The organism is Undibacterium sp. Tian12W (assembly GCF_049339405.1).
Classification (GTDB): Bacteria; Pseudomonadota; Gammaproteobacteria; order Burkholderiales; family Burkholderiaceae_D; genus Undibacterium.
The window spans coordinates 232,775-253,946 of the sequence record NZ_JBMPPK010000004.1; the positions used below are offsets into that span (position 1 = coordinate 232,775).

Consider the following 21,172-nt stretch of genomic DNA (forward strand, 5'->3'; position numbering starts at 1 on the left):
ACAGGGCAGATGCCCGCAACAAAATTGAGGTTAGAAAATGGGTAAAATTACCGGCTTCATGGAATACCAGCGTTTGCAAGAAGCAAGCGAAGCACCACAGTCACGAAAAAAGCATTACAAGGAATTTCTGGTACATCTTGATGATGGCCAGGCCAAGGTGCAGGCAGCACGCTGCATGGACTGCGGCATCCCTTTCTGTAATAACGGCTGCCCCGTGAACAACATCATCCCTGACTGGAATGATCTGGTGTTCAATGGCAATTACAAACTGGCGCTGGATACCCTGCATTCAACGAATAACTTCCCTGAATTCACAGGCCGCATTTGTCCTGCACCATGTGAATCGGCCTGTACTCTTGGTATCAATAGCGATGCCGTCGGTATCAAGTCGATAGAACATTTCATCATCGACAAAGGTTGGGAAAACGGCTGGGTCGTGCCGCAAGTTCCATCCATCAAGACCGGCAAAAAAATTGCCGTGGTTGGCTCTGGGCCTGCGGGCCTGGCAGCGGCACAGCAACTGGCACGTGTTGGCCATGATGTGACTGTGTTTGAAAAAAATGACCGTGTTGGTGGCTTGCTGCGTTATGGCATTCCTGACTTCAAGATGGAAAAATCCCATATCGACCGTCGTGTCGATCAGATGGTCGCTGAAGGCGTGACTTTCCGTACCAGCGTATTCGTCGGCAAGGACTTCCCCGCAACAGTGACCAACTGGGCCAAGGAAACCATCTCCCCTGAACAGCTGCAAAAAGACTTCGATGCGGTCATCATTGCCGGTGGAGCAGAAACCCCGCGCGACTTGCCCGTGCCTGGCCGTGAACTCAAAGGCGTGCATTTCGCCATGGACTTTTTGCCGCTGCAAAACAAGGTCAATGCCGGTGACAAAGTCAAGGACCAGATTATGGCCAGTGGCAAGCATGTCGTCGTTATCGGTGGCGGTGATACCGGTTCTGACTGCGTAGGTACTTCCAACCGTCACGGTGCCAAATCAGTCGCCCAGTTTGAACTGATGCCGCAACCGCCTGAGCAAGAAAACAAACCCATGGTCTGGCCTTACTGGCCAACCAAGCTGCGCACCTCTTCTTCGCATGAAGAAGGTTGTGACCGTGACTGGGCAGTAGCGACCAAGCGTCTGGAAGGCAAGGCTGGCAAGGTAGAAAAGCTGATCGCCTGCCGCGTGGAGTGGAAAGACGGCAAAATGCAGGAAGTACCGGATTCAGAATTTGAAATGAAAGCTGATCTTGTCTTGCTGGCCATGGGCTTTGTCTCGCCGGTACAACAAGTGCTGGATGCTTTTGGCGTTGATAAAGATGCGCGCGGCAATGCCAGGGCAAGCACAGATGGTGCTGGTTGCTATAAAACTAATGTCGAGAAGGTATATGCAGCAGGCGATATGCGCCGTGGTCAGTCGCTGGTGGTGTGGGCAATACGTGAAGGGCGCCAGTGTGCTCGTGAAGTAGATGCCTTCCTCATGGGTGATTCAGTATTGCCGCGCTGATTTGCTACACTGAATAGCAGGACCGGAGCCCATTTCATCTGTATTGATGAAATGGGCTTTAATTATTAATTGCTTATTGACTGGCATTTTTCTTAGTGCGGGGCGGCTTGTTTTTTGCGGGTAAAATGGTAGGCAGTGCGCTCCGGCAGGCCAGTTTTAGACAGATATTTGTAAATAACTGACTTTGCGTTCATTTAAAAAATTTATTTTCGCCCCCATCATTTGAATTAAATTCGGAAAAATATGCATTTATCGCGTTTTGCGTGAAATAGCCGCAATATTCTGAATATTCATCAATTAGTTGTTTTTTTAATATAGTTGTCTGTACAACCCTCTTTGCCTTTCTGCATTACAATCTAGTTTTTATAAACTATCTTCCCCATTGCTGTGCCAAATCTTGTAGAAATTCGCGATATCCAGTTTGGGTATGGAGACCGGACCATCCTGTCTGAACTCCGTATGGATTTCCCACGCGGTAAACTGATTGCCGTCATGGGTGGCTCAGGCTCAGGCAAGACGACGATCTTGCGTCTGATAGGCGGACAAATCCGCGCGCAACGCGGCAGTATCAAGGTCAATGGGCAAGAAGTTAGTGAGCTGGACACCAAGGGTTTATATGCCATCCGCCGCAAAATGGGCATGCTGTTCCAGCATGGTGCCTTGTTCACTGACTTGAGTGTCTTTGATAACGTGGCTTTTCCCATGCGTGAACATACCGACCTGAGCGAGACCATGATACGTGACCTGGTTTTGCTGAAATTGCAGGCCGTGGGTTTGCGTAATGCAGCCAGTTTGATGCCTGCTGAAATATCAGGCGGCATGGCCAGACGCGTTGCTTTGGCGCGTGCAGTGGCGCTGGACCCAGAATTGATCATGTATGACGAGCCCTTTGCTGGTCTCGACCCTATCTCCATGGGCGTTGCTGCCAATTTGATACGGAACTTGAACGACGCTCTGGGGTCAACCTCCATTCTGGTCTCACATGATGTGAATGAGACCTTTGCGATCGCTGATTATGTTTACTTTTTGTCCAAGGGCAAAATCGTCGCACAAGGTACGCCAGAAGAAATGCGGGCCTCAGAAGACCCCTATGTAAAACAGTTTGTGCATGCAGAGGCAGATGGACCCGTGCCTTTCCATTATCCCGGTGCATCCCTGCAGGCGGACCTGGGTTTGGAGACGCGCACATGATCGTAGAAAAAATCGGCGGTTTTGTCAGATCGACCATGGCTGACCTGGGCTATTCGGCCCGCAGCTTTTTTTCGATATTGATGAGTTGCGGTGGTTTGTGGCGCAGGCCACGTCTGGTCACGGACCAGATTCATTTCATCGGCAATTATTCGATGTTGATTATTGCCGTGTCGGGATTGTTTGTCGGCTTTGTGCTGGCCTATCAGGGTTATTACACCCTGAACCGTTATGGATCGGAAGAGGCGCTGGGTCTTTTGGTTGCCCTGTCGCTGGTGCGTGAACTGGGCCCGGTGGTAACCGCCTTGCTGTTTGCTGGGCGTGCAGGTACATCGCTGACCGCTGAGATAGGCTTGATGAAAGCTGGCGAGCAACTGGCAGCAATGGAAATGATGGCAGTCAACCCTATCCAAAGGGTGCTGGCACCGCGTTTTCTGGCTGGCATCATCGCCTTGCCGATATTGACTTCCATCTTCAATGCCATGGGCATTATTGGTGGTTATATTGTTGGCGTGAAACTGATCGGTGTCGATAATGGCGCGTTCTGGTCGCAAATGCAGGCAGGCGTCGCAGTATTCCAGGATATTGGTAACGGCGTCGTCAAAAGCATCGTCTTTGGTTTTGCAGTAAGCTTTGTTGCATTATTCCAGGGCTATGAAGCGCAGCCTACGCCTGAAGGTGTAGCGCGTGCCACGACCAGGACTGTGGTCATATCTTCATTGCTGGTGTTGTGGCTGGATTTCCTGTTGACGGCATTGATGTTCCAGTAGTTGGCCCTGATCCGCATATTTTGCTGTGCGGATAGAGCAAAATGAATTATTTGCCTGGCCTGCAAAGTGGCTGTGTGCCTGGTAAAACTGTAAGAAATCGCAAGAAATAGGTGGAAAAGAAAAATGCAAAAAAAATCTCTCGACTTCTGGGTAGGCCTGTTCGTCTTGCTGGGTGCGGCTGCGCTGTTGTTTCTGGCACTCAAGGCGGGCAATTTAAGCTCTCTGTCCTTTGAGCAGACGTATACTGTTACCGGGCGCTTTGACAATATCGGCGGGCTCAAGCCCAGGGCTGCAGTGAAAAGTGCAGGCGTGGTAGTGGGCCGCATCAGTGAAATCAAGTTTGACGATAAAACTTATCAGGCAACTGTCGTCATGGAATTGGAAAAGCGTTATAAATTCCCAAAAAATTCGTCCATCAAGATCCTGACCGCGGGTTTGCTTGGTGAGCAATATATAGGTTTGACCGCAGGCAGCGATGAAAAATTGCTGGCTGCAGGTGACAGAATTACATTTACCCAAGATGCCATCGTGCTCGAAAGCCTGATCAGTCAGTTCCTGTTCAGCAAAGCAGCAGACGGTAATACGGAAGAGAAAAATGACAAGAACAAATAAGTTTCCTGCAAGCAGCAGGATGTTAGCCATGTTGCTGTTGATGGCCAGTGTATTGCTGACCGGTTGCAGCACAGTTTCGGTAGAAAAAATCAAGGATAAGGCTGACCAGACCCTTGATGTATTGAGCACCAAGACCAATATAGGTAAGAACCCGCGTGATCCGCTGGAAGGTTTCAACCGTGCCATGTTCAGCTTTAACGACACTGTTGATACGGCGGTCGTCAAACCGGTGGCGCAGGCTTACCGTGCTGCTACGCCAAGTTTTGTACAGACTGGGATTGGCAATTTTTTCAGCAATATTGGTGACGTCTGGAATGCAGTGAATAATTTGCTGCAAGGACGTGTCAATGATGGTGTCACAGATGTCATGCGGTTTGCAGTTAATACCACCATAGGCATAGGTGGTCTGATCGACATAGGTTCAGCAGCTGGCATGCCCAAGCATAATGAAGATTTTGGGCAGACCCTGGGGCGCTGGGGTGTCAAGTCCGGCCCTTATCTGGTCTTGCCGGTACTGGGGCCATCGACTGTACGTGATGCACTGGCGACGCCTGTCGATATGCGCGGGGATTTGTGGTACTACAAGCGGCCGATGTATATCAAGAACATAGGTTCGGTGGTGCGTTTGGTTGATAAGCGTGCATCGGTACTGGATGCCGGCAGCCTGCTGGAAGAAGCGGCACTTGATAAATATGTCTTCTTCCGTGACGCCTATTTGCAGCGCCGGGCAGGGCAGGTTAATGCGGATGATGCAGACTGATTATTGTTTGAGCGCTATTTGCAGATCAGGACTTACGCAAAATTGTCCCAGCAAGGCGTCAGCGACGAAGACAGTACTTTAGTACGGCTAGGAGCTGCAACGCAGCTGGGGCGGTTTTGCGTAAGTCCTACAAGTGTAAGAATTGGTGTAGGTGTGGTGAACTGAGTCAACCGCCGAGGCTGCTGACAAGTTAACTGCTCATGTGCGGCATTTGCCGCAAAATCAGGAACAGGAATAATAAAATGAAACGAACTCTGACAAAATTTTTTAATCTGGTATTTGCCAGCTTACTCATCACCGGCCTGGCTAGCGGCGCGGCACAAGCACAGGAAGGACCCGATGCCCTGGTCAAACGCCTGAGCCAGGAAATCCTGGATACGGCAAAAAATGACAAGGATATCCAGGCCGGGAATCAAAAGAAAGTGTATGACATGGTGGAAAGCAAAATCCTGCCATACATAGACTTTCCCCGCATGACTTCCCTGGCTGCCGGTAAAAGCTGGAAAGACGCGACGCCAGCTCAGCAAAAACAATTGACCAATGAATTCCGTACTTTGCTGGTGTTTACTTATTCTGGCGCGATTTCTCAGATCAAGGATCAACGTGTTGAATTCAAGCCTATGCGTGCTGATGCAGCTGATACAGAAGTTGAGGTACGTACCCAGGTTATACAGTCACGCGGTGAACCAATTGTCTTGAACTATCGCCTCGAAAAATTGCCAGCTGGCTGGAAGATTTTTGATATCAATGTACTCGGTGCCTGGCTGGTGGAAACCTATAAAGGCAGTTTCGCTGCTGAAATCAGTAAATCCGGTATTGATGGCCTGATCCAGACTCTGTCTGAAAAGAATAAAAAACTGGCAGCTGCGAGTGCGGCCAAAAACGGAAAATAAAAAGCAATAGTAAGACGCAATAATAAGACGCAAAATAAATCCGGGAACGTATTGTGTATACAGCAACAGGTGAGCTTAGCCATGATAATGCCAATGCAGTAGTTGCTGCGGGCTTGTCTGCCATAGCTGCAGGTCAGTCAGCGTTCGACTTGTCGGCGCTGACTAAAATTGACTCCAGCGCTGTGGCGGTCATGATAGCTTGGCAACGTCAGGCTATTCAGAAAGGCGTGCAGCTACAGTTCAGTGGTTATTCTGCCAGCTTGCTGAGTTTATTGGCACTATACGGTCTCAACGAGCAATTCCAGCTTCATACACCAGAGCGACATTGATCGCATCCTGAGTTGTTTCTCCCTTGAAAAGGCATGTTCAGCAGTAAAGCAGGCATGCCATTTCAAATCAAATCCCGAAAATCCCCTATAATCAAAGGTTTCGTCACTCTAGTGGACTGTAATAGTGAACTAGTGACAAGAAACCGGGTTTTCCGGTTCTTAATTCCCTGATGAGCACTTAGTGCAAACACGCCAGATGGCAGCCATACAAATTAGCAATATACAAAAACGCTACCAGTCGCTACAGGCGCTGGGCGGTGTGTCACTCACTATAGAAGAGGGTGAGTTTTTCGGTTTGCTGGGGCCAAATGGTGCTGGCAAGACTACTTTGATTTCCATACTGGCGGGCCTTAACCGTGCTGACGCCGGTAACATCACCGTGCAAGGTCATGATGTGGTCACGGACTACCGCAATGCCCGCAAGAAGCTGGGCGTGGTGCCGCAAGAGCTGGTATTCGACCCTTTCTTCACCGTGCGTGAAACCCTGCGCATGCAGTCTGGCTATTTTGGCCTGAAGAACAATGACAAATGGATAGACGAGGTCATGGAAAACCTCGATCTGACCAATAAGGCCGACGTCAATATGCGCGCGCTGTCCGGCGGCATGAAGCGTCGTGTGCTGGTGGCGCAAGCGCTGGTACACAAACCACCTGTCATTGTTCTCGATGAACCGACTGCCGGTGTCGATGTGGAACTGCGCCAGACCCTATGGCAATTCATCGCCCGCCTGAACCGCGAAGGCCATACTGTCGTCCTGACCACACATTACCTCGAAGAAGCTCAGGCCTTGTGTAACCGTATCGCCATGCTGAAGCTCGGTAAGGTCGTGGCGCTGGATAGCACGGCCAATCTGATCAAGCGCATCTCGGGCTCGCAATTGCGCATCACCTTGGCTGCTAGTGGCGTAGTGACTTTGCCTGCCAGCTTGCGTGATAAGGTAATTACCCATGAAACCCCGTCAGACCCACGCCAGTTTGCCCTGCGCGTAACTGACTACAACCAGGTCGAAGGCATGCTAGCCGCTTTCCGTGCTGATGGTTGTGTCATCGAAGATATGCATTTATTGCAAGCTGATCTGGAAGATGTCTTCCTGCAAATCATGGAGGGCAGCAAATGAGTAGCTTGACCGGTTTTAATACCCTGTTCTACAAAGAAGTTTTGCGCTTCTGGAAAGTGGCGACACAAACCATCACTGCGCCCATCATGACGGCCATCCTGTATTTGCTGATTTTTGGCCATGTGCTGGAAGATCATGTACAGGTTTATCCTGGCGTTAAATACACGGCCTTTCTGGTGCCTGGTCTGGTCATGATGAGTGTCCTGCAAAATGCGTTTGCGAATTCTTCTTCTTCACTGATACAGTCCAAGATCACTGGTAACCTGGTCTTCATTTTGTTGCCACCACTGTCGCACTGGGAAATTTTCAGTGCCTATGTACTGGCAGCCATCTTGCGTGGCGTTGCTGTCGGTGCCGGTGTCTTCATCGTCACTGCCTGGTTTGCTGACCTGCATTTTGTAGCGCCTTGGTGGATAGCGATTTTTGCTTTCCTTGGTGCTGCCATGCTGGGCACCATGGGTTTGATTGCCGGTATCTGGGCAGAGAAATTTGACCAGCTCGCGGCTTTCCAAAACTTTTTGATCATGCCTGCGACTTTCCTGTCGGGTGTGTTTTATTCCATTCATTCCCTGCCCGGCATCTGGCAAAGTATTTCGCGTTTCAATCCGTTTTTCTACATGATAGATGGCTTCCGTTTTGGTTTCTTCGGCAAGTCCGACGTTGATCCTCTGCATAGCCTGATGATCGTTACAGTTTTCTCGTTGTTGCTGGCGACGATTGCCATCCAGATGTTGAAACGTGGATATAAATTACGACACTGATTAAGACACTGAGTTAGAGACTAAGTAAATCACTGAGTAAGACACAGAGTCAGTATCAAGTAAAAACAATACGCAGTACAACAATTGCTTCACCATTTTGATCAAGAGAGTTAGCCGTGTTTCCTACGCCCGAACAAATTAAAAATTACATTGCAGCCGGTCTGGAATGTACACACCTGGAAGTCGAAGGCGACGGCCAGCACTTTAATGCTGTGATCGTTTCTGCTGCCTTCGCTGGCAAGCGTCCGATACAGCGTCACCAGATCGTCTATGCCGTTCTCGGTGACCGCATGCGTGAAGAAATACATGCCCTTTCCATGAAAACCCTGACGCCAGAAGAGTACGCTGCATAATGGATAAATTATTGATCACAGGCGGCAATCGCCTGAATGGTGACATCACTATCTCTGGCGCAAAAAATGCTGCACTGCCTATCCTGTGTGCAGGCTTGCTGACTTCCGGTAACGTCGAATTGCATAATGTGCCTTCGCTGCAAGACGTCAGTACCATGTTGAAATTGCTGCGTCAGATGGGTTTGCAAGTTACGCAGGAAAACGGTGTGACCGTACTCAATGGCGCAGCCATAGACAAGCTTGAAGCTCCGTATGACCTGGTGAAAACCATGCGCGCATCGATACTCGTGCTCGGCCCCTTGCTGGCACGTTTTGGTGAAGCCAAGGTATCGCTGCCAGGTGGTTGTGCGATAGGTTCCCGCCCTGTGGATCAGCACATCAAGGGTTTGCAAGCCATGGGTGCCGAGATCAATATTGAAGCAGGTTACATCCATGCCAAAGCCAAGAAACTCAAAGGCACGCGCATCGTCACTGACATGATTACCGTGACAGGCACAGAAAACTTGCTGATGGCAGCAACGCTGGCCGAAGGTGAAACCGTACTTGAAAATGCAGCGCGTGAACCAGAAGTCACTGACCTGGCCAACTTGCTGGTCGCCATGGGTGCCAAGATAGAAGGCATAGGCACCGACCGCCTCGTTATCCAGGGTGTAGAGAGTCTGCACGGTGCTACTCATACCGTGATCGCTGACCGCATAGAAACCGCAACCTTCCTGTGCGCAGTAGCTGCTACCGGTGGTGACATCACTTTGAAAAACACACGTAGCGATATCCTTGATGTCGCGCTTGATAAATTACGTGACGCTGGTGTGATACTGACGACTGGCCCTGACTGGATACGTGCGCAAATGAGCAGCCGCCCCAAGGCTGTCGGTTTCCGTACTACTGAATATCCAGGCTTCCCGACTGACATGCAGGCACAATTCATGGCGCTGAACTGTATCGCGCAAGGCACAAGCCGTGTCACAGAAACGATATTCGAAAACCGTTTCATGCATGTGCAGGAAATGAATCGCCTGGGCGCGAAGATAGAAATCGACGGCCACACTGCCATCGTCAATGGTGTTGATAAACTCATAGGCGCGCCTGTCATGGCAACGGACTTGCGCGCATCTGCCTCGCTGGTGATTGCCGCCATGGTGGCCGAGGGTGAAACCCTGATAGACCGTATCTACCATCTGGACCGCGGCTATGACCGTATGGAAGTCAAACTCTCAGCAGTCGGTGCACAGATACAGCGAGTCAAATAAATGTCTTCAGCCACCACTCCACAATTGACACTGGCCTTGTCCAAGGGCCGCATCTTTGAAGAAACCCTGCCCTTGCTGGAAGCGGCAGGCATACGTGTGACCGAAGATCCAGAGAAATCGCGCAAGCTGATTTTGGCGACCAATGATCCTGATGTGCGCGTCATCATCGTGCGTGCGTCTGACGTACCTACTTATGTGCAATATGGTGCGGCTGATTTTGGTGTGGCAGGCAAGGATGTCTTGCATGAGCATGGTGGTGCTGGTCTGTACCAGCCTATCGATCTGAATATTGCCAAATGCCGCATGTCAGTTGCTGTGTCTGTTGGTTTTGATTATGAAAACGCCGTGCGCCAGGGCGCGCGCTTGCGTGTTGCGACCAAATATACCGAAACTGCGCGTCAGCATTTTGCTGCCAAGGGTGTGCACGTTGATCTGATCAAGCTGTATGGCTCGATGGAGCTGGCACCACTGGTCGGTTTGTCAGATGCAATTGTCGATCTGGTCAGTACCGGCAGCACCCTGCGTGCGAATAATCTGGTTGAGGTTGAACACATTATGGAAATTTCTTCGCGCCTGGTGGTTAACCAGGCTGCATTGAAACTGAAACGTGAACGCTTGCAACCAATACTGGAAGCATTTGATCGTGCCTCCAGGGCAAATGCATAATTGACCAAGAGAACAGCATGGCATCCCTGATTACCCGGCTTGATACGACTGATGCAGATTTTTCCAGGAAACTGACTTCCCTGCTGGCTTTTGAAGCGAGTGAAGATGAAGCGATAGACCGCGCCGCTGCGCAGATACTGGCCAGTGTCAAAACCAGCGGCGACACTGCCGTGCTGGAAGCGACCAATCGTTTTGACCGCCTCAATGCCAGCAGCGTCGCCGCGCTGGAGTTGACGCAGGAAGAAATGCAGGCGGCACTGGCATCCCTGAATGTCGAGCGTCGAACTGCGCTGGAAACGGCAGCAGCACGCGTACGCGCCTATCACGAAATTCAAAAGGCAGAATGCGGCTCTGCCGGTTTCAGCTATACCGAAGCTGATGGCACGGTACTCGGACAAAAAGTCACGCCACTCGATCGCGTTGGTATCTATGTACCCGGTGGCAAGGCAGCTTACCCATCGTCGGTATTGATGAATGCGATACCGGCCAAGGTGGCAGGTGTCAAAGAAATCATCATGGTGGTGCCTACGCCAGACGGCGTAAAAAATCCTTTGGTGTTGGCAGCTGCCGCGATTGCCGGTGTTGACCGCGTCTTCACTATCGGTGGTGCACAGGCAGTTGGTGCCCTGGCATATGGTACGGCAAGCATACCGCCCGTTGATAAAATCGTTGGCCCCGGTAATGCCTATGTGGCTGCTGCCAAGCGCCGTGTGTTTGGCGTGGTTGGTATAGACATGATCGCTGGCCCGTCCGAGATTCTGGTCTTGTGCGATGGCACGACAGACCCTGACTGGGTTGCCATGGATTTGTTCTCGCAGGCTGAACATGATGAACTGGCACAATCCATTTTATTGTGCCCGGATGAAGCCTATATCGAGGCTGTGCAAGCCAGCATCATCAAACTGCTGCCGGATATGCCCAGACATGAAGTGATACGCACTTCTCTGGCCAATCGCGGTGCACTGATCAAGGTGCGCGATATGGATGAAGCCTGCGAAATTGCCAACAGCATCGCGGCTGAACATCTGGAAATTTCTGCAGAAAACCCTCAGCAATGGGCTGACAAGATACGTCATGCCGGTGCCATGTTCCTCGGTCGTTATTCGTCCGAATCCCTGGGTGATTATTGCGCTGGTCCCAACCATGTCTTGCCGACTTCACGCACGGCACGTTTTTCTTCACCGTTAGGTGTCTACGATTTCCAGAAACGCTCATCGATGATTTTTGTCAGTGAGCAGGGCGCACAGACGCTGGGTAAAGTAGCTGCTGAACTGGCCTATGGCGAAGGCTTGCAAGCTCACGCGCGCAGTGCAGAATTGCGGCTCAAGTCATGAAAGTAAAATTGCTGGCTGCCATGAATACCTATACCTGCATATGATGGCTGAATGGCGTAACCAGGTTTTTTGTGAAGACGCGCTGCAAGGTCTGGCGCGTCTGCCTGATGGCAGCATAGATTTATTGCTGGCTGACCCGCCGTATGGCCTGGGCAAGGATTATGGCAATGAGTCAGACAAGATGGAGTCGGCTGACTATCTGGAATGGATGACACAGTGGATAGACTTGGCGCTGCCCAAGCTGAAGGTGAATGGCAGCCTGTATATCTTTCTGACCTGGCGTTATTCACCAGAAGTCTTTGTCATGCTCAAGCAGCGCATGAGCATGATGAATGAAATTATCTGGGACAGGCGGGTGCCATCCATGGGTGGTACCGTACGGAAGTATTCATCGGTGCATGACACGATAGGGTTTTTTGTCAAAGCCAAGGATTATTATTTTGACCTGGATGCCATACGCATCCCGTATGATGCAGCCACCAAGAAAGCCCGCAGCCGCAAGATTTTTGAGGGTGCGAAGTGGCTGGAAATGGGATTCAATCCCAAGGATGTCTGGAGCGTCTCGCGCCTGCACAGAGAGCATGCCGAGCGTGAAGAACATCCTACCCAAAAACCGCTCGAAATCATCGAGCGCATGATCAAGGCTTCCTGCCCACCCGGCGGTGTTGTACTCGATCCCTTCATGGGCAGCGGCACCACCGCCGTAGCTGCCAAACGTTGTGGGCGTGATTTTGTCGGATTTGAATTAAATCCCGACTATTGCGCAATGATAGAAAATCGCCTGGCCTTGATCGACACGGAAGCACTTTCTGCCTGATTTGTGTTGAACGTTGGTTGTTGAGCGGGAGCCTGCGTGATTTTCAATGTACTAGCTGAACATGGAGCAAAGAATTGAGCATCACCAAACTGATACGCCCTGAAATCGCCAGCCTGTCCGCCTATCATGTGCCGGACGCCAGTGGTTTTGTGAAGCTGGATGCAATGGAAAACCCTTACCTGTTGCCGCCTGATATGCAGCAGGAACTGGCCCAGCATCTGGCAGGCGTAGCACTGAATCGTTATCCACAACCCGCCTATGTCAGCCTCAAGCAATTGATTGCCGACAAACTTGGTGTTCCTGCTGGACATGACATCGTATTGGGCAATGGCTCGGATGAGCTTATCAGCATGGTGTCCATCGCCTGCGCAAAGCCAGGTGCCAAGGTGCTGGCACCTGCGCCCGGCTTTGTCATGTATGCGATGTCCGCCCTGTTTGCCGGGCTGGAATTTGTGGGCGTAGATCTGAATCCGGATTTTACGCTGAACAAGGCAGCCATGCTGGCCGCTATTGCTGAACATCAACCTGCCATCACTTATTTGGCTTACCCCAATAATCCCACGGGCACGCTTTACGATGCTGACGACATGGTCGCCATTTTGCAGGCAGTTGGTGAAAATGGCATCGTTATCGTCGATGAAGCTTATCAACCGTTTGCCCAGGCCAGCTTCATGTCACGCCTGGCAGAGTTTGATAATCTGATCGTCATGCGCACCGTCTCCAAGCTGGGCCTGGCAGGCATACGTCTCGGTTATATGGCTGGTAATAATGCCCTCATGCATGAATTTGAAAAAGTGCGTCCGCCTTACAACATCAATGTATTGACGCAGGCAGCGGCAGAATTTGTCTTGGCAAGAGTAGAAATACTGGACGCGCAGGCAGCAGAATTGCGCCAGCAACGCACAGAATTAATGGCCGTTTTGGCAAGCTTGCCAGAGGTGCAAGTCTTTCCTTCGGCTGCCAATTTTGTGTTGATACGTGTTGCGAATGCCGAACAAGTCTTTGTGAAATTACGCGAACAAAAAATTTTAGTCAAAAATGTAGGTAAAATGCATAATCTGCTGGGTAACTGCCTGCGTATCACAGTCAGCACCCGTGAAGAGAATGCTCTTTTTCTTGCTGCCCTGGCAGCATCTTTATCATCAAAATGAATAAGCCCATAGAACGCATTGCGGCGGTTACCCGCAATACCAATGAAACACAAATCCGTGTTGCCATTAATCTTGATGGCACAGGCCAGCAAAAACTCAATACCGGCGTCCCTTTTCTGGATCATATGCTGGATCAGATTGCCCGTCATGGCCTGATTGATCTGGACATAGAAGCCGTAGGCGACTTGCATATTGATGCCCACCACACGGTAGAAGACGTTGGTATTACCCTGGGCCAGGCATTTGCCAAGGCAATTGGTGATAAAAAAGGCATACGCCGTTATGGTCATGCGTATGTGCCGCTGGATGAGGCCTTGTCACGCGTGGTCATCGACTTTTCTGGCCGCCCAGGCCTGGAATACCATATTCCCTTTACCCGCGCCATGATAGGCAATTTTGATGTCGATCTGACCCGTGAGTTTTTCCAGGGTTTCGTCAACCATGCTTTAGTCAGCTTGCATATCGACAACTTGCGCGGCGACAATTCTCATCATCAATGCGAAACGGTGTTCAAAGCCTTTGGCCGCGCCCTGCGTATGGCGACGGAGCTTGATGCGCGTGCGGCAGGAACCATACCCTCGACCAAAGGCAGCCTTTGATCGTAATGCAAATACCGATACAGATACAAATCGCAGACACGAGATACCAGCTTGCTGGTGATTCATTATGAATAAAATTGTAGTAGTAGATTACGGCATGGGTAATTTGCGCTCGGTAGCGCAAGCTCTGCGTGCCGTTGCCCCAGAGGCGAATGTGCTGATCTCGGGTGAAGTTGCCGATATCCGCAGCGCCGATCGTATCGTTTTGCCAGGTCAGGGCGCCATGCCGGATTGCATGAGCTGCCTGCGTGAATCAGGCCTGCAAGATGCCTTGCTGGAAGCCGCCAGCAGCAAACCCTTGTTTGGTGTTTGCGTCGGTGAGCAAATGCTGTTCGATGTCAGTGAAGAAGGCGACACGCCTGGCCTCGGGCTATTGCCCGGCAAGGTAGTGCGGTTTGAGCTGGACAGACAATTGCAGGCAGATGGCTCGCGTTACAAAGTGCCACAAATGGGCTGGAACCGCGTACAGCAATCGCAGTCACATGCTCTATGGCAAGATATTGCTGATGATGCCTATTTTTATTTTGTTCACAGCTACTATGCTCAGCCTGCAAATGTGCAACACGCAGTCGGCATGACGGATTACGGCAGCCTGTTTGCCTGTGCCGTAGCGCGTGACAATATTTTCGCCACCCAGTTCCACCCTGAAAAGAGCGCGACGGCTGGCTTGCAACTGTATAAGAATTTTGTACACTGGAAACCGTAAGCTTGCGAACCATGTGTTTGAGGTAAATTTTTTACACTGATTTTTAACTGGCGTTGTCTTTTCTTGTTGCCACATTGACGTTCCTACTTTTTTTCATATCATGCTGCTCATTCCTGCTATAGACCTGAAAGATGGCCACTGCGTACGCCTTAAACAAGGCGACATGGACCAGGCCACCGTATTTTCTGAAGACCCTGCCGAAATGGCGCGCCATTGGCTGCGTCAGGGCGCACGTCGTCTGCATCTGGTGGATTTGAATGGCGCGTTTGCCGGCAAGCCCAAGAACGAGGCGGCCGTCAAAGCCATCATACAAGCGGTGCGTGACTACGCAGAAGAAACCGATACCGAAGAAATCCCGGTGCAGCTCGGTGGCGGTATCCGTGATCTCGATACCATAGAACGCTATCTCGACGATGGCCTGTCCTACATCATCATAGGTACCGCTGCGGTCAAGAACCCCGGGTTCCTGGCAGATGCCTGCAGCGCTTTTCCCGGCCAGATCATCGTTGGCATCGATGCCAAGGATGGCAAGGTCGCTACCGATGGCTGGAGCAAATTGTCTGGCCATGAAGTTATCGACCTCGCCCAAAAATTTGAGGGCTATGGCGTCGAGGCCATCGTCTATACCGACATAGGCCGCGACGGCATGATGGGCGGCGTGAATATCGAGGCCACCGTCAAGCTGGCGCAAGCCGTCAGCATCCCCGTTATTGCTTCTGGCGGCGTCCATGTGCTGGCCGATGTTGAAGCACTTTGCGCTGTGCAGGACGAGGGTATAGAAGGTGTCATCTGTGGCCGTTCGATTTACGAAGGCACGCTGGACCTGTCATCGGCACAAGACCGTGCTGATGAACTCAGTGGTGAATTCGATGATGAAGAAGAAACTGAATGAGCTTAGCCAAACGTATTATCCCTTGTCTGGATGTGACTGCTGGCCGCGTCGTCAAGGGCATTAATTTCCAGGAACTGCGCGATGCCGGTGACCCGGTAGAAATCGCCCGCCGTTATGACGGGCAGGGCGCAGATGAAATTACTTTTCTCGATATCACGGCATCTTCTGATGGCCGTGACCTGATTTTGCCGATTATTGAAGCCGTGGCTTCGCAAGTGTTCATCCCGCTGACTGTCGGTGGCGGAGTGCGAACGGTGGCTGATGTACGCCGTTTACTGAATGCCGGTGCGGACAAGGTAGGTATCAATACTTCTGCCGTCACCAATCCGCAACTGGTGGCGGATGCTGCGCATAAATATGGTTCGCAATGCATAGTCGTCGCAATTGATGCCAAGAACGTAGGTCCAGGCAAGTGGGAAGTATTCACCCACGGTGGCCGCAATGCCACTGGTCTGGATGCTGTTGAATGGGCGCAGCATATGGCCAAACTCGGTGCCGGCGAAATCCTGCTGACCAGCATGGACAAGGATGGCACGCGTTCTGGTTTTGATCTGGGCCTGACCCGTGCAGTGTCAGACGCAGTATCGATACCCGTGATTGCATCAGGTGGCGTTGGTGGTTTGCAAGATCTGGCCGATGGTATCAAGGTAGGTGGGGCAGATGCGGTACTGGCTGCCAGCATCTTCCATTACGGACAACATACAGTAGGCGAGGCCAAGCAATTTATGGCTGCACAACATATACCGATGAGGTTGTCATGAGCGCGGCAAAGTGGTTGAACAAGGTCAAATGGGACGAAAACGGCCTGGTACCTGTCATTGCACAAGAGGCCAGCAGCAACGATATTCTGATGTTTGCCTGGATGAACCGCGATGCCCTCTCTAAAACCGTAGAGCTGGGTGAGGCGGTTTACTGGAGTCGTTCACGCAAGAAACTCTGGCACAAAGGCGAAGAGTCGGGTCATATCCAGAAGGTCAAAGAAATCCGCATTGATTGCGACGAAGACGTGGTTTTGCTGAAGATAGAACAGATTGACAGCATCGCCTGCCACACTGGCCGCCATTCCTGTTTCTTCCAGAAATTTGAAGGTAGTCTCAATGATGGTGACTGGCAGGCAGTTGATCCGGTCTTGAAAGATCCGGAAAGCATCTACAAATGAGTAATACACAAATACAGACTTTACAGCGTCTGGCAGAGATCATAGAAAGCCGTAAACTGGTGAATGGTGGTGACCCGGACAAGTCCTATGTCGCCCGCCTGTTTTCCAAGGGTGACGATGCCATCTTGAAAAAGATAGGCGAAGAAGCAACAGAAACTGTCATGGCCGCCAAGGATGCACGCGTGTCTGGTGATGCGTCCAAGCTTTTATATGAGTGTGCTGACCTGTGGTTTCATTCGCTTGTCATGTTAGCGCAGTATGATCTCAGCCCTCAGCAGGTGCTGGACGAGCTGGCAAGGCGCGAAGGTATTTCTGGTATTGAAGAAAAGGCAGCACGCAAGGATGCGTGAAGCCATCATTTGACATCATGCGTCTTGTTGAAAAGAACGGATAAAACGTGGATAACTGTATTTTTTGTAAGATTGCCGCAAAACAAATTCCATCCGCCAGTGTCTATGAAGATGAAGAATTGCTGGCCTTTAAAGATATCAACCCGGCTGCCCCTGTGCACCTGTTGATTATCCCCAAAGTACATATCGATACCTTGTCTTCAGTGCAAGCTGAGCATTCGGTTTTGTTGGGAAAAATGCTTGCTTTGGCGCCAAAATTGGCACAGGAGCAAGGATGTGCACCGGTGCAAGAGGCTGATGGCAGCTTAACGGGCGGTTACAAAACCCTCATCAACACCGGACCGGATGGTGGGCAAGAGGTGTATCATCTGCATATGCATGTGATAGGTGGCCCCAAGCCTTGGCGAGGACAACGCTGATCTACCAGATGACCGACAGTGAACAGACGCTGAGCTGACACTGTGATATGGCTGGGTTTGATAATCGCGGGTTTCTATTCATATTTTTCGAGAGCAAGACTCTCATAAGGAGTACATCATGGGTTCATTCAGTATTTGGCATTGGCTGGTGGTGCTGGCTATCGTTGTTGTTGTGTTTGGTACAAAAAAGATCGCCAATATCGGCCCTGATCTGGGTAAAGCCGTTAAGGGTTTCAAAGATGGCCTCAAGGGTGAAGAAGACAAGGCTGCTGCAGGATCTCAGCAAGTTGCCGACAAAAGCACGATAGATGTAGAAGCCAAAGAAAAATCCAAACTGTGATTGCATTCTTTACCGGTAATCTGGATTTTTTATGTAGGTTTTACCCATGATAGACCTGGGAATCAGCAAACTCGCCTTGATAGGTGTGGTTGCTTTGATCGTGATTGGCCCTGAAAAATTGCCCAAGGTGGCAAGAATGGCCGGTACCTTGCTGGGACGTGCGCAGCGTTACATCAATGACGTCAAATCTGAAGTCAGCCGCGAAATTGAGCTGGAAGAATTGCGCAAGATGCATAAAGATGTGCACGATGCGGCGCAGAATGTAGAGCAATCGATACACAAGACCTGGTCCGAGACTGAGCAGGAATTGCGCAATCTGGGTCAGGAAACTGATACCGCCTTGTTGCATACGGCCACGCCTGAGCAACTGGCGGTCAAGGCAAAAAACTTCCGCCGAAAAAAACTCGCGCGTACTTCGGCACTGCCTGCCTGGTATAAAAACCGCCACGGCCAGCGCCAGCATATTATCTCTGGATCGGCAAGAATGGCGCGTCATCGTGCCTATCCCCGATCTGGCGGCAGCTTCTTTTAATTTTCGCTTATGTCTTTGCGTTTTTATAATCTGGCGGTATTCGCATGAGCGATCACACGGAACAGGCTCCTGAAGAAAGTTTTATCTCGCATCTGGTTGAGTTGCGTGACAGGCTGGTCAAGTCCATGTATGGCCTGGTCATCGCCTGCGGTGCTTTGATGTTATGGCCGGGGCCTTCGGCTATTTACGATTTTCTCGCGCAACCCATGCTGGCATCTTTACCTGCCGGTTCAAAAATGATTGCGACTGGCGTTATCTCACCTTTTCTGGTGCCGATGAAGGTGACCTTGTTGCTGGCATTCATGCTGGCCCTGCCCTGGATTTTGTATCAGGTGTGGGCTTTTGTTGCACCTGGCCTGTACACCCATGAAAAACGTCTGGTCGCTCCATTGGTGATTTCTTCATCAGTACTATTTTTGAGCGGCGTAGCGTTTTGTTATTTTCTGGTATTTGGCCGTGTCTTTAAATTCATCAATGAATTTGCCCCTGCATCCATCAACGTCTCACCGGATATAGAAAATTATCTGGACTTCATCATGTCCATGTGCCTCGCCTTCGGCGTGACTTTTGAAGTGCCGGTGATCGTGGTTGTGCTGGTACGCATGGGCCTGGTGCCGCTGGATAAACTCAAGGCCATACGCCCTTATGTCATCGTCGGTGCTTTCGTCATCGCCGCCATCGTGACACCGCCGGACATTGTCAGCCAATTCTCATTGGCTGTGCCCATGTGCATCTTGTATGAGTTGGGTTTGCTGATCGCCCCCATGTTTGTAAGGGTAACCCAGGCGCCTGAAGAAACCTCAGGATCCAGCGAATCAAACGGGAACTGATCTCAACCAGCTTACCAGTGGCATCGCGCTACGGTAAGCTGTCAGCAGGGTGGTTTTCAGCTCATCAGTATCCATGCCCTTGAGCGGGCATTCAGTCCACACCATGAAGTTCTTCAGCTTGATCTGCTCTATATGCGGCAGGTCAGCATCAAAGCCTTTGGGCGGGCGTTGCAGCTTGCCTTCTTCCTGCAAAGTGCCCAACTGGGCTTTCAGTTTCTTGTCCTTCAAGACCTTGGCAAAACCATCCGGGTCAGCGACGATGTGATTGCGGATTGCCTTCAGACGGTCTGACGGAGGCATGTATTCACCGACCGCATAGAACAGCCGGCCTGTACCATCCATCTGGAAATAATAAGCGGGTCCGCCACCTTCACTGGGCTTCTTGCGTCCGCTAGGGAGGATGGAAGAGGAGAAGGTAGTCTTGTACGGCGATTTGTCATGCGCAAAGCGCACGTCGCGGTTAATGCGGAACAAGGCTTTTTTGGGTTCCAGGCCCAAAATGGCAGGATCAAACTTGCTGATCTCTGTGATCAGCTCAGTGACCAGTTGTAAAAATTCTGCCCGCAAAATGTCATAACGCGGTTTGTTCATGACAAACCAGGCGCGGTTATTGTTGTCGCCCAGTTCGGACAAATAAGCTTGCAAGTCAATCAGATGCATGGATTTCTATTCCCGGTTTTCTTCTTTACGTGCTGACGGGCGTTTGCCTATCAGGATTTCCAGTGTTGGTTCCTTGGTGTCACGCAGGACCGTGACCTTGGCCTTGTTGCCTGGCTTCAGTTGTGCCACCAGGTTCAGCATTTGCGTAGTGTCACCGACGGGCTTGCCCTCAATCGCGATCAGGATGTCGCCAGGCTTCATGCCTGCCTTGTCAGCCGGGCCGCCGCGTATGACGCCAGCGATGATGGCACCGGATTTTTGTTTCAGGCCAAAGCTGTCAGCCAGCTCTGGCGTGATGTCTTGCGGCTCTACACCTATCCAGCCGCGCACTACCTGGCCATTGGTGATGATGGATTCCATGACTTGTTTGACCGTGCTTGCCGGTATCGCAAAACCTATGCCTACCGAGCCCCCGGTCTGTGAGTAAATCGCGGTATTGACACCGAGCAGATTACCATTCACATCCACCAGCGCACCACCCGAGTTGCCTGGGTTGACGGCAGCGTCTGTCTGGATAAAGTTTTCAAAGGCGTTGTCAGTCAGGTTATTACGTCCCAGCGCAGAGATGATGCCCATGGTCACCGTCTGTCCTACGCCAAAGGGATTGCCTATGGCGAGCACCACGTCGCCGACACTGGCGGTGTCGGAGCGGCCCAGGGTAATCGCAGGCAAATCCGGCAAATCGATCTTGATGACAGCCAGATCAGTTTCCGGGTCAGTGCCGACTATCTTGGCGCTGGCTTTGCGGCCATCCGCGAGGGCAACTTCAATATCGTCAGCGGCTTCCACCACATGGTTATTTGTCAGGATATAACCTTCAGAACTGACGATGACACCTGAACCCAGGCTGGACAGGCGTTCGGCCTGCGGGTTTTGCTGGTCACCAAAAAAACGCCTGAGGAAAGGATCATTCAAGAGCGGGTTGCGGCGCTGGCGTACCTCTTTCGAGGTGAAGATATTCACCACCGAGGGCATGGCCCTCTTGGCCGCTGCACCATACGAACTTTGCGCGGGGACGCTGTTGGCAGGCGCTTCCTTAACGATCGCACCGGCATTCAGGGTCTGGGTTTGTCTGCTGTTATAGCCAGCTTTTACCCAGTCTGGTTTCAAGGTGGTTACAATGAACCAGAGCGCCAGACCGACAGTGACAGTTTGGGCAAACAATAACCAAAGACGACGCATA

27 protein-coding genes are annotated in these 21,172 nt (G+C 51.2%); 25 read left to right on the top strand and 2 right to left on the bottom strand.

The features are described from left to right. Window positions 1-37: 37 nt before the first annotated feature. From ACO0LI_RS06840 to tatC, 25 genes are all read left to right on the top strand, one after another. Window positions 38-1,501: a glutamate synthase subunit beta gene (locus ACO0LI_RS06840; protein WP_423031848.1), complete on the top strand. Its 1,464-nt coding sequence runs from the start codon at window positions 38-40 to the stop codon at window positions 1,499-1,501. A 387-nt stretch (window positions 1,502-1,888) separates the two neighbouring features. Next, window positions 1,889-2,692 carry an ABC transporter ATP-binding protein gene (locus ACO0LI_RS06845; RefSeq protein ID WP_423031850.1) on the top strand — a complete coding sequence of 268 codons (804 nt, stop codon included), beginning with the start codon at window positions 1,889-1,891 and terminating at the stop codon, window positions 2,690-2,692. Next, entirely contained in the window at window positions 2,689-3,459 is a 771-nt protein-coding gene (gene mlaE, locus ACO0LI_RS06850; protein WP_422950309.1) for a lipid asymmetry maintenance ABC transporter permease subunit MlaE, read from the top strand. The genes ACO0LI_RS06845 and mlaE overlap by 4 nt, the downstream gene beginning before the upstream one ends. 123 nt (window positions 3,460-3,582) lie before the next feature. Beyond that, window positions 3,583-4,071: an outer membrane lipid asymmetry maintenance protein MlaD gene (gene mlaD / locus ACO0LI_RS06855; RefSeq protein WP_422950310.1), complete on the top strand. Its 489-nt coding sequence runs from the start codon at window positions 3,583-3,585 to the stop codon at window positions 4,069-4,071. Continuing rightward, entirely contained in the window at window positions 4,055-4,831 is a 777-nt protein-coding gene (locus ACO0LI_RS06860) for an MlaA family lipoprotein (RefSeq protein ID WP_422950311.1), read from the top strand. The genes mlaD and ACO0LI_RS06860 overlap by 17 nt, the downstream gene beginning before the upstream one ends. Before the next feature lie 242 nt (window positions 4,832-5,073). Beyond that, complete coding sequence (locus ACO0LI_RS06865) at window positions 5,074-5,724, top strand: MlaC/ttg2D family ABC transporter substrate-binding protein (RefSeq protein WP_422950312.1); 651 nt, start codon at window positions 5,074-5,076, stop codon at window positions 5,722-5,724. Between the two features lie 53 nt (window positions 5,725-5,777). Further along, on the top strand, window positions 5,778-6,053 hold the full coding sequence (locus ACO0LI_RS06870; protein ID WP_423031852.1) for an STAS domain-containing protein: 276 nt from the start codon (window positions 5,778-5,780) through the stop codon (window positions 6,051-6,053). A 196-nt stretch (window positions 6,054-6,249) separates the two neighbouring features. Further along, window positions 6,250-7,170: an ABC transporter ATP-binding protein gene (locus ACO0LI_RS06875; RefSeq protein ID WP_422950360.1), complete on the top strand. Its 921-nt coding sequence runs from the start codon at window positions 6,250-6,252 to the stop codon at window positions 7,168-7,170. Window positions 7,171-7,175: 5 nt separating this feature from the next. Further along, a complete protein-coding gene (locus tag ACO0LI_RS06880) occupies window positions 7,176-7,931 on the top strand; it encodes an ABC transporter permease (protein ID WP_422950361.1) in 756 nt (251 codons plus the stop codon). Between the two features lie 116 nt (window positions 7,932-8,047). Next, on the top strand, window positions 8,048-8,284 hold the full coding sequence (locus ACO0LI_RS06885; RefSeq protein ID WP_162043501.1) for a BolA family protein: 237 nt from the start codon (window positions 8,048-8,050) through the stop codon (window positions 8,282-8,284). Further along, a complete protein-coding gene (murA, locus tag ACO0LI_RS06890) occupies window positions 8,284-9,534 on the top strand; it encodes a UDP-N-acetylglucosamine 1-carboxyvinyltransferase (RefSeq protein WP_422950314.1) in 1,251 nt (416 codons plus the stop codon). Before ACO0LI_RS06885 ends, murA begins: the two co-directional genes overlap by 1 nt. Further along, the gene (gene hisG / locus ACO0LI_RS06895; RefSeq protein ID WP_423031854.1) at window positions 9,535-10,200 is read left to right on the top strand and encodes an ATP phosphoribosyltransferase; all 666 of its coding nucleotides are present in this window, start codon (window positions 9,535-9,537) and stop codon (window positions 10,198-10,200) included. 17 nt (window positions 10,201-10,217) lie between these two features. Next, on the top strand, window positions 10,218-11,534 hold the full coding sequence (gene hisD / locus ACO0LI_RS06900) for a histidinol dehydrogenase (RefSeq protein ID WP_423031856.1): 1,317 nt from the start codon (window positions 10,218-10,220) through the stop codon (window positions 11,532-11,534). A gap of 43 nt (window positions 11,535-11,577) precedes the next feature. Continuing rightward, entirely contained in the window at window positions 11,578-12,351 is a 774-nt protein-coding gene (locus tag ACO0LI_RS06905) for a DNA-methyltransferase (protein WP_423031858.1), read from the top strand. Window positions 12,352-12,425: 74 nt separating this feature from the next. Continuing rightward, complete coding sequence (gene hisC / locus ACO0LI_RS06910) at window positions 12,426-13,502, top strand: histidinol-phosphate transaminase (protein ID WP_423031860.1); 1,077 nt, start codon at window positions 12,426-12,428, stop codon at window positions 13,500-13,502. After that, window positions 13,499-14,101 carry an imidazoleglycerol-phosphate dehydratase HisB gene (gene hisB, locus ACO0LI_RS06915; protein ID WP_110256500.1) on the top strand — a complete coding sequence of 201 codons (603 nt, stop codon included), beginning with the start codon at window positions 13,499-13,501 and terminating at the stop codon, window positions 14,099-14,101. The genes hisC and hisB overlap by 4 nt, the downstream gene beginning before the upstream one ends. A gap of 67 nt (window positions 14,102-14,168) precedes the next feature. Beyond that, entirely contained in the window at window positions 14,169-14,807 is a 639-nt protein-coding gene (gene hisH / locus ACO0LI_RS06920) for an imidazole glycerol phosphate synthase subunit HisH (protein WP_423031862.1), read from the top strand. Window positions 14,808-14,907: 100 nt separating this feature from the next. Further along, window positions 14,908-15,699, top strand: a complete 792-nt coding sequence (gene hisA / locus ACO0LI_RS06925) for a 1-(5-phosphoribosyl)-5-[(5-phosphoribosylamino)methylideneamino]imidazole-4-carboxamide isomerase (RefSeq protein ID WP_422979001.1) — start codon at window positions 14,908-14,910, stop codon at window positions 15,697-15,699. Beyond that, window positions 15,696-16,460, top strand: coding sequence for an imidazole glycerol phosphate synthase subunit HisF (gene hisF, locus ACO0LI_RS06930; RefSeq protein WP_110256503.1), 765 nt, complete (start codon window positions 15,696-15,698; stop codon window positions 16,458-16,460). The genes hisA and hisF overlap by 4 nt, the downstream gene beginning before the upstream one ends. Further along, window positions 16,457-16,858 carry a phosphoribosyl-AMP cyclohydrolase gene (gene hisI, locus ACO0LI_RS06935; protein WP_162043491.1) on the top strand — a complete coding sequence of 134 codons (402 nt, stop codon included), beginning with the start codon at window positions 16,457-16,459 and terminating at the stop codon, window positions 16,856-16,858. Before hisF ends, hisI begins: the two co-directional genes overlap by 4 nt. Next, on the top strand, window positions 16,855-17,208 hold the full coding sequence (locus ACO0LI_RS06940) for a phosphoribosyl-ATP diphosphatase (protein WP_162060926.1): 354 nt from the start codon (window positions 16,855-16,857) through the stop codon (window positions 17,206-17,208). Before hisI ends, ACO0LI_RS06940 begins: the two co-directional genes overlap by 4 nt. Before the next feature lie 47 nt (window positions 17,209-17,255). Next, on the top strand, window positions 17,256-17,627 hold the full coding sequence (locus ACO0LI_RS06945; protein WP_422950321.1) for a histidine triad nucleotide-binding protein: 372 nt from the start codon (window positions 17,256-17,258) through the stop codon (window positions 17,625-17,627). 118 nt (window positions 17,628-17,745) lie between these two features. After that, window positions 17,746-17,967 (top strand): Sec-independent protein translocase subunit TatA, encoded by a 222-nt coding sequence (tatA, locus tag ACO0LI_RS06950; protein WP_422950322.1) that lies wholly within the window; start codon window positions 17,746-17,748, stop codon window positions 17,965-17,967. A gap of 46 nt (window positions 17,968-18,013) precedes the next feature. Further along, on the top strand, window positions 18,014-18,499 hold the full coding sequence (gene tatB / locus ACO0LI_RS06955) for a Sec-independent protein translocase protein TatB (RefSeq protein ID WP_422950323.1): 486 nt from the start codon (window positions 18,014-18,016) through the stop codon (window positions 18,497-18,499). Between the two features lie 44 nt (window positions 18,500-18,543). After that, window positions 18,544-19,329 (top strand): twin-arginine translocase subunit TatC, encoded by a 786-nt coding sequence (tatC, locus tag ACO0LI_RS06960; protein ID WP_423031864.1) that lies wholly within the window; start codon window positions 18,544-18,546, stop codon window positions 19,327-19,329. Here tatC and ACO0LI_RS06965 read toward each other — a convergent pair. Together ACO0LI_RS06965 and ACO0LI_RS06970 are read right to left on the bottom strand one after the other, a co-directional pair. Further along, on the bottom strand, window positions 19,315-19,989 hold the full coding sequence (locus ACO0LI_RS06965; RefSeq protein WP_423031866.1) for a DUF2461 domain-containing protein: 675 nt from the start codon (window positions 19,987-19,989) through the stop codon (window positions 19,315-19,317). The genes tatC and ACO0LI_RS06965 overlap by 15 nt on opposite strands. A gap of 6 nt (window positions 19,990-19,995) precedes the next feature. Then, window positions 19,996-21,171 (bottom strand): Do family serine endopeptidase, encoded by a 1,176-nt coding sequence (locus ACO0LI_RS06970; protein ID WP_423031868.1) that lies wholly within the window; start codon window positions 21,169-21,171, stop codon window positions 19,996-19,998. Between the last annotated feature and the right edge of the window lies 1 nt (window position 21,172).

What these genes read in the sequence shown, in the direction of transcription:
- ACO0LI_RS06840 (WP_423031848.1), top strand. Translation starts at nt 38, where the DNA reads ATGGGTAAAATTACCGGCTTCATGGAATACCAGCGTTTGCAAGAAGCA.
- mlaE (WP_422950309.1), top strand. Translation starts at nt 2,689, where the DNA reads ATGATCGTAGAAAAAATCGGCGGTTTTGTCAGATCGACCATGGCTGAC.
- mlaD (WP_422950310.1), top strand. Translation starts at nt 3,583, where the DNA reads ATGCAAAAAAAATCTCTCGACTTCTGGGTAGGCCTGTTCGTCTTGCTG.
- ACO0LI_RS06860 (WP_422950311.1), top strand. Translation starts at nt 4,055, where the DNA reads ATGACAAGAACAAATAAGTTTCCTGCAAGCAGCAGGATGTTAGCCATG.
- ACO0LI_RS06865 (WP_422950312.1), top strand. Translation starts at nt 5,074, where the DNA reads ATGAAACGAACTCTGACAAAATTTTTTAATCTGGTATTTGCCAGCTTA.
- ACO0LI_RS06875 (WP_422950360.1), top strand. Translation starts at nt 6,250, where the DNA reads ATGGCAGCCATACAAATTAGCAATATACAAAAACGCTACCAGTCGCTA.
- murA (WP_422950314.1), top strand. Translation starts at nt 8,284, where the DNA reads ATGGATAAATTATTGATCACAGGCGGCAATCGCCTGAATGGTGACATC.
- hisG (WP_423031854.1), top strand. Translation starts at nt 9,535, where the DNA reads ATGTCTTCAGCCACCACTCCACAATTGACACTGGCCTTGTCCAAGGGC.
- hisD (WP_423031856.1), top strand. Translation starts at nt 10,218, where the DNA reads ATGGCATCCCTGATTACCCGGCTTGATACGACTGATGCAGATTTTTCC.
- ACO0LI_RS06905 (WP_423031858.1), top strand. Translation starts at nt 11,578, where the DNA reads ATGGCTGAATGGCGTAACCAGGTTTTTTGTGAAGACGCGCTGCAAGGT.
- hisB (WP_110256500.1), top strand. Translation starts at nt 13,499, where the DNA reads ATGAATAAGCCCATAGAACGCATTGCGGCGGTTACCCGCAATACCAAT.
- hisH (WP_423031862.1), top strand. Translation starts at nt 14,169, where the DNA reads ATGAATAAAATTGTAGTAGTAGATTACGGCATGGGTAATTTGCGCTCG.
- hisA (WP_422979001.1), top strand. Translation starts at nt 14,908, where the DNA reads ATGCTGCTCATTCCTGCTATAGACCTGAAAGATGGCCACTGCGTACGC.
- hisF (WP_110256503.1), top strand. Translation starts at nt 15,696, where the DNA reads ATGAGCTTAGCCAAACGTATTATCCCTTGTCTGGATGTGACTGCTGGC.
- hisI (WP_162043491.1), top strand. Translation starts at nt 16,457, where the DNA reads ATGAGCGCGGCAAAGTGGTTGAACAAGGTCAAATGGGACGAAAACGGC.
- ACO0LI_RS06940 (WP_162060926.1), top strand. Translation starts at nt 16,855, where the DNA reads ATGAGTAATACACAAATACAGACTTTACAGCGTCTGGCAGAGATCATA.
- tatA (WP_422950322.1), top strand. Translation starts at nt 17,746, where the DNA reads ATGGGTTCATTCAGTATTTGGCATTGGCTGGTGGTGCTGGCTATCGTT.
- tatB (WP_422950323.1), top strand. Translation starts at nt 18,014, where the DNA reads ATGATAGACCTGGGAATCAGCAAACTCGCCTTGATAGGTGTGGTTGCT.
- tatC (WP_423031864.1), top strand. Translation starts at nt 18,544, where the DNA reads ATGAGCGATCACACGGAACAGGCTCCTGAAGAAAGTTTTATCTCGCAT.
- ACO0LI_RS06965 (WP_423031866.1), bottom strand. Translation starts at nt 19,989, where the DNA reads ATGCATCTGATTGACTTGCAAGCTTATTTGTCCGAACTGGGCGACAAC.
- ACO0LI_RS06970 (WP_423031868.1), bottom strand. Translation starts at nt 21,171, where the DNA reads ATGCGTCGTCTTTGGTTATTGTTTGCCCAAACTGTCACTGTCGGTCTG.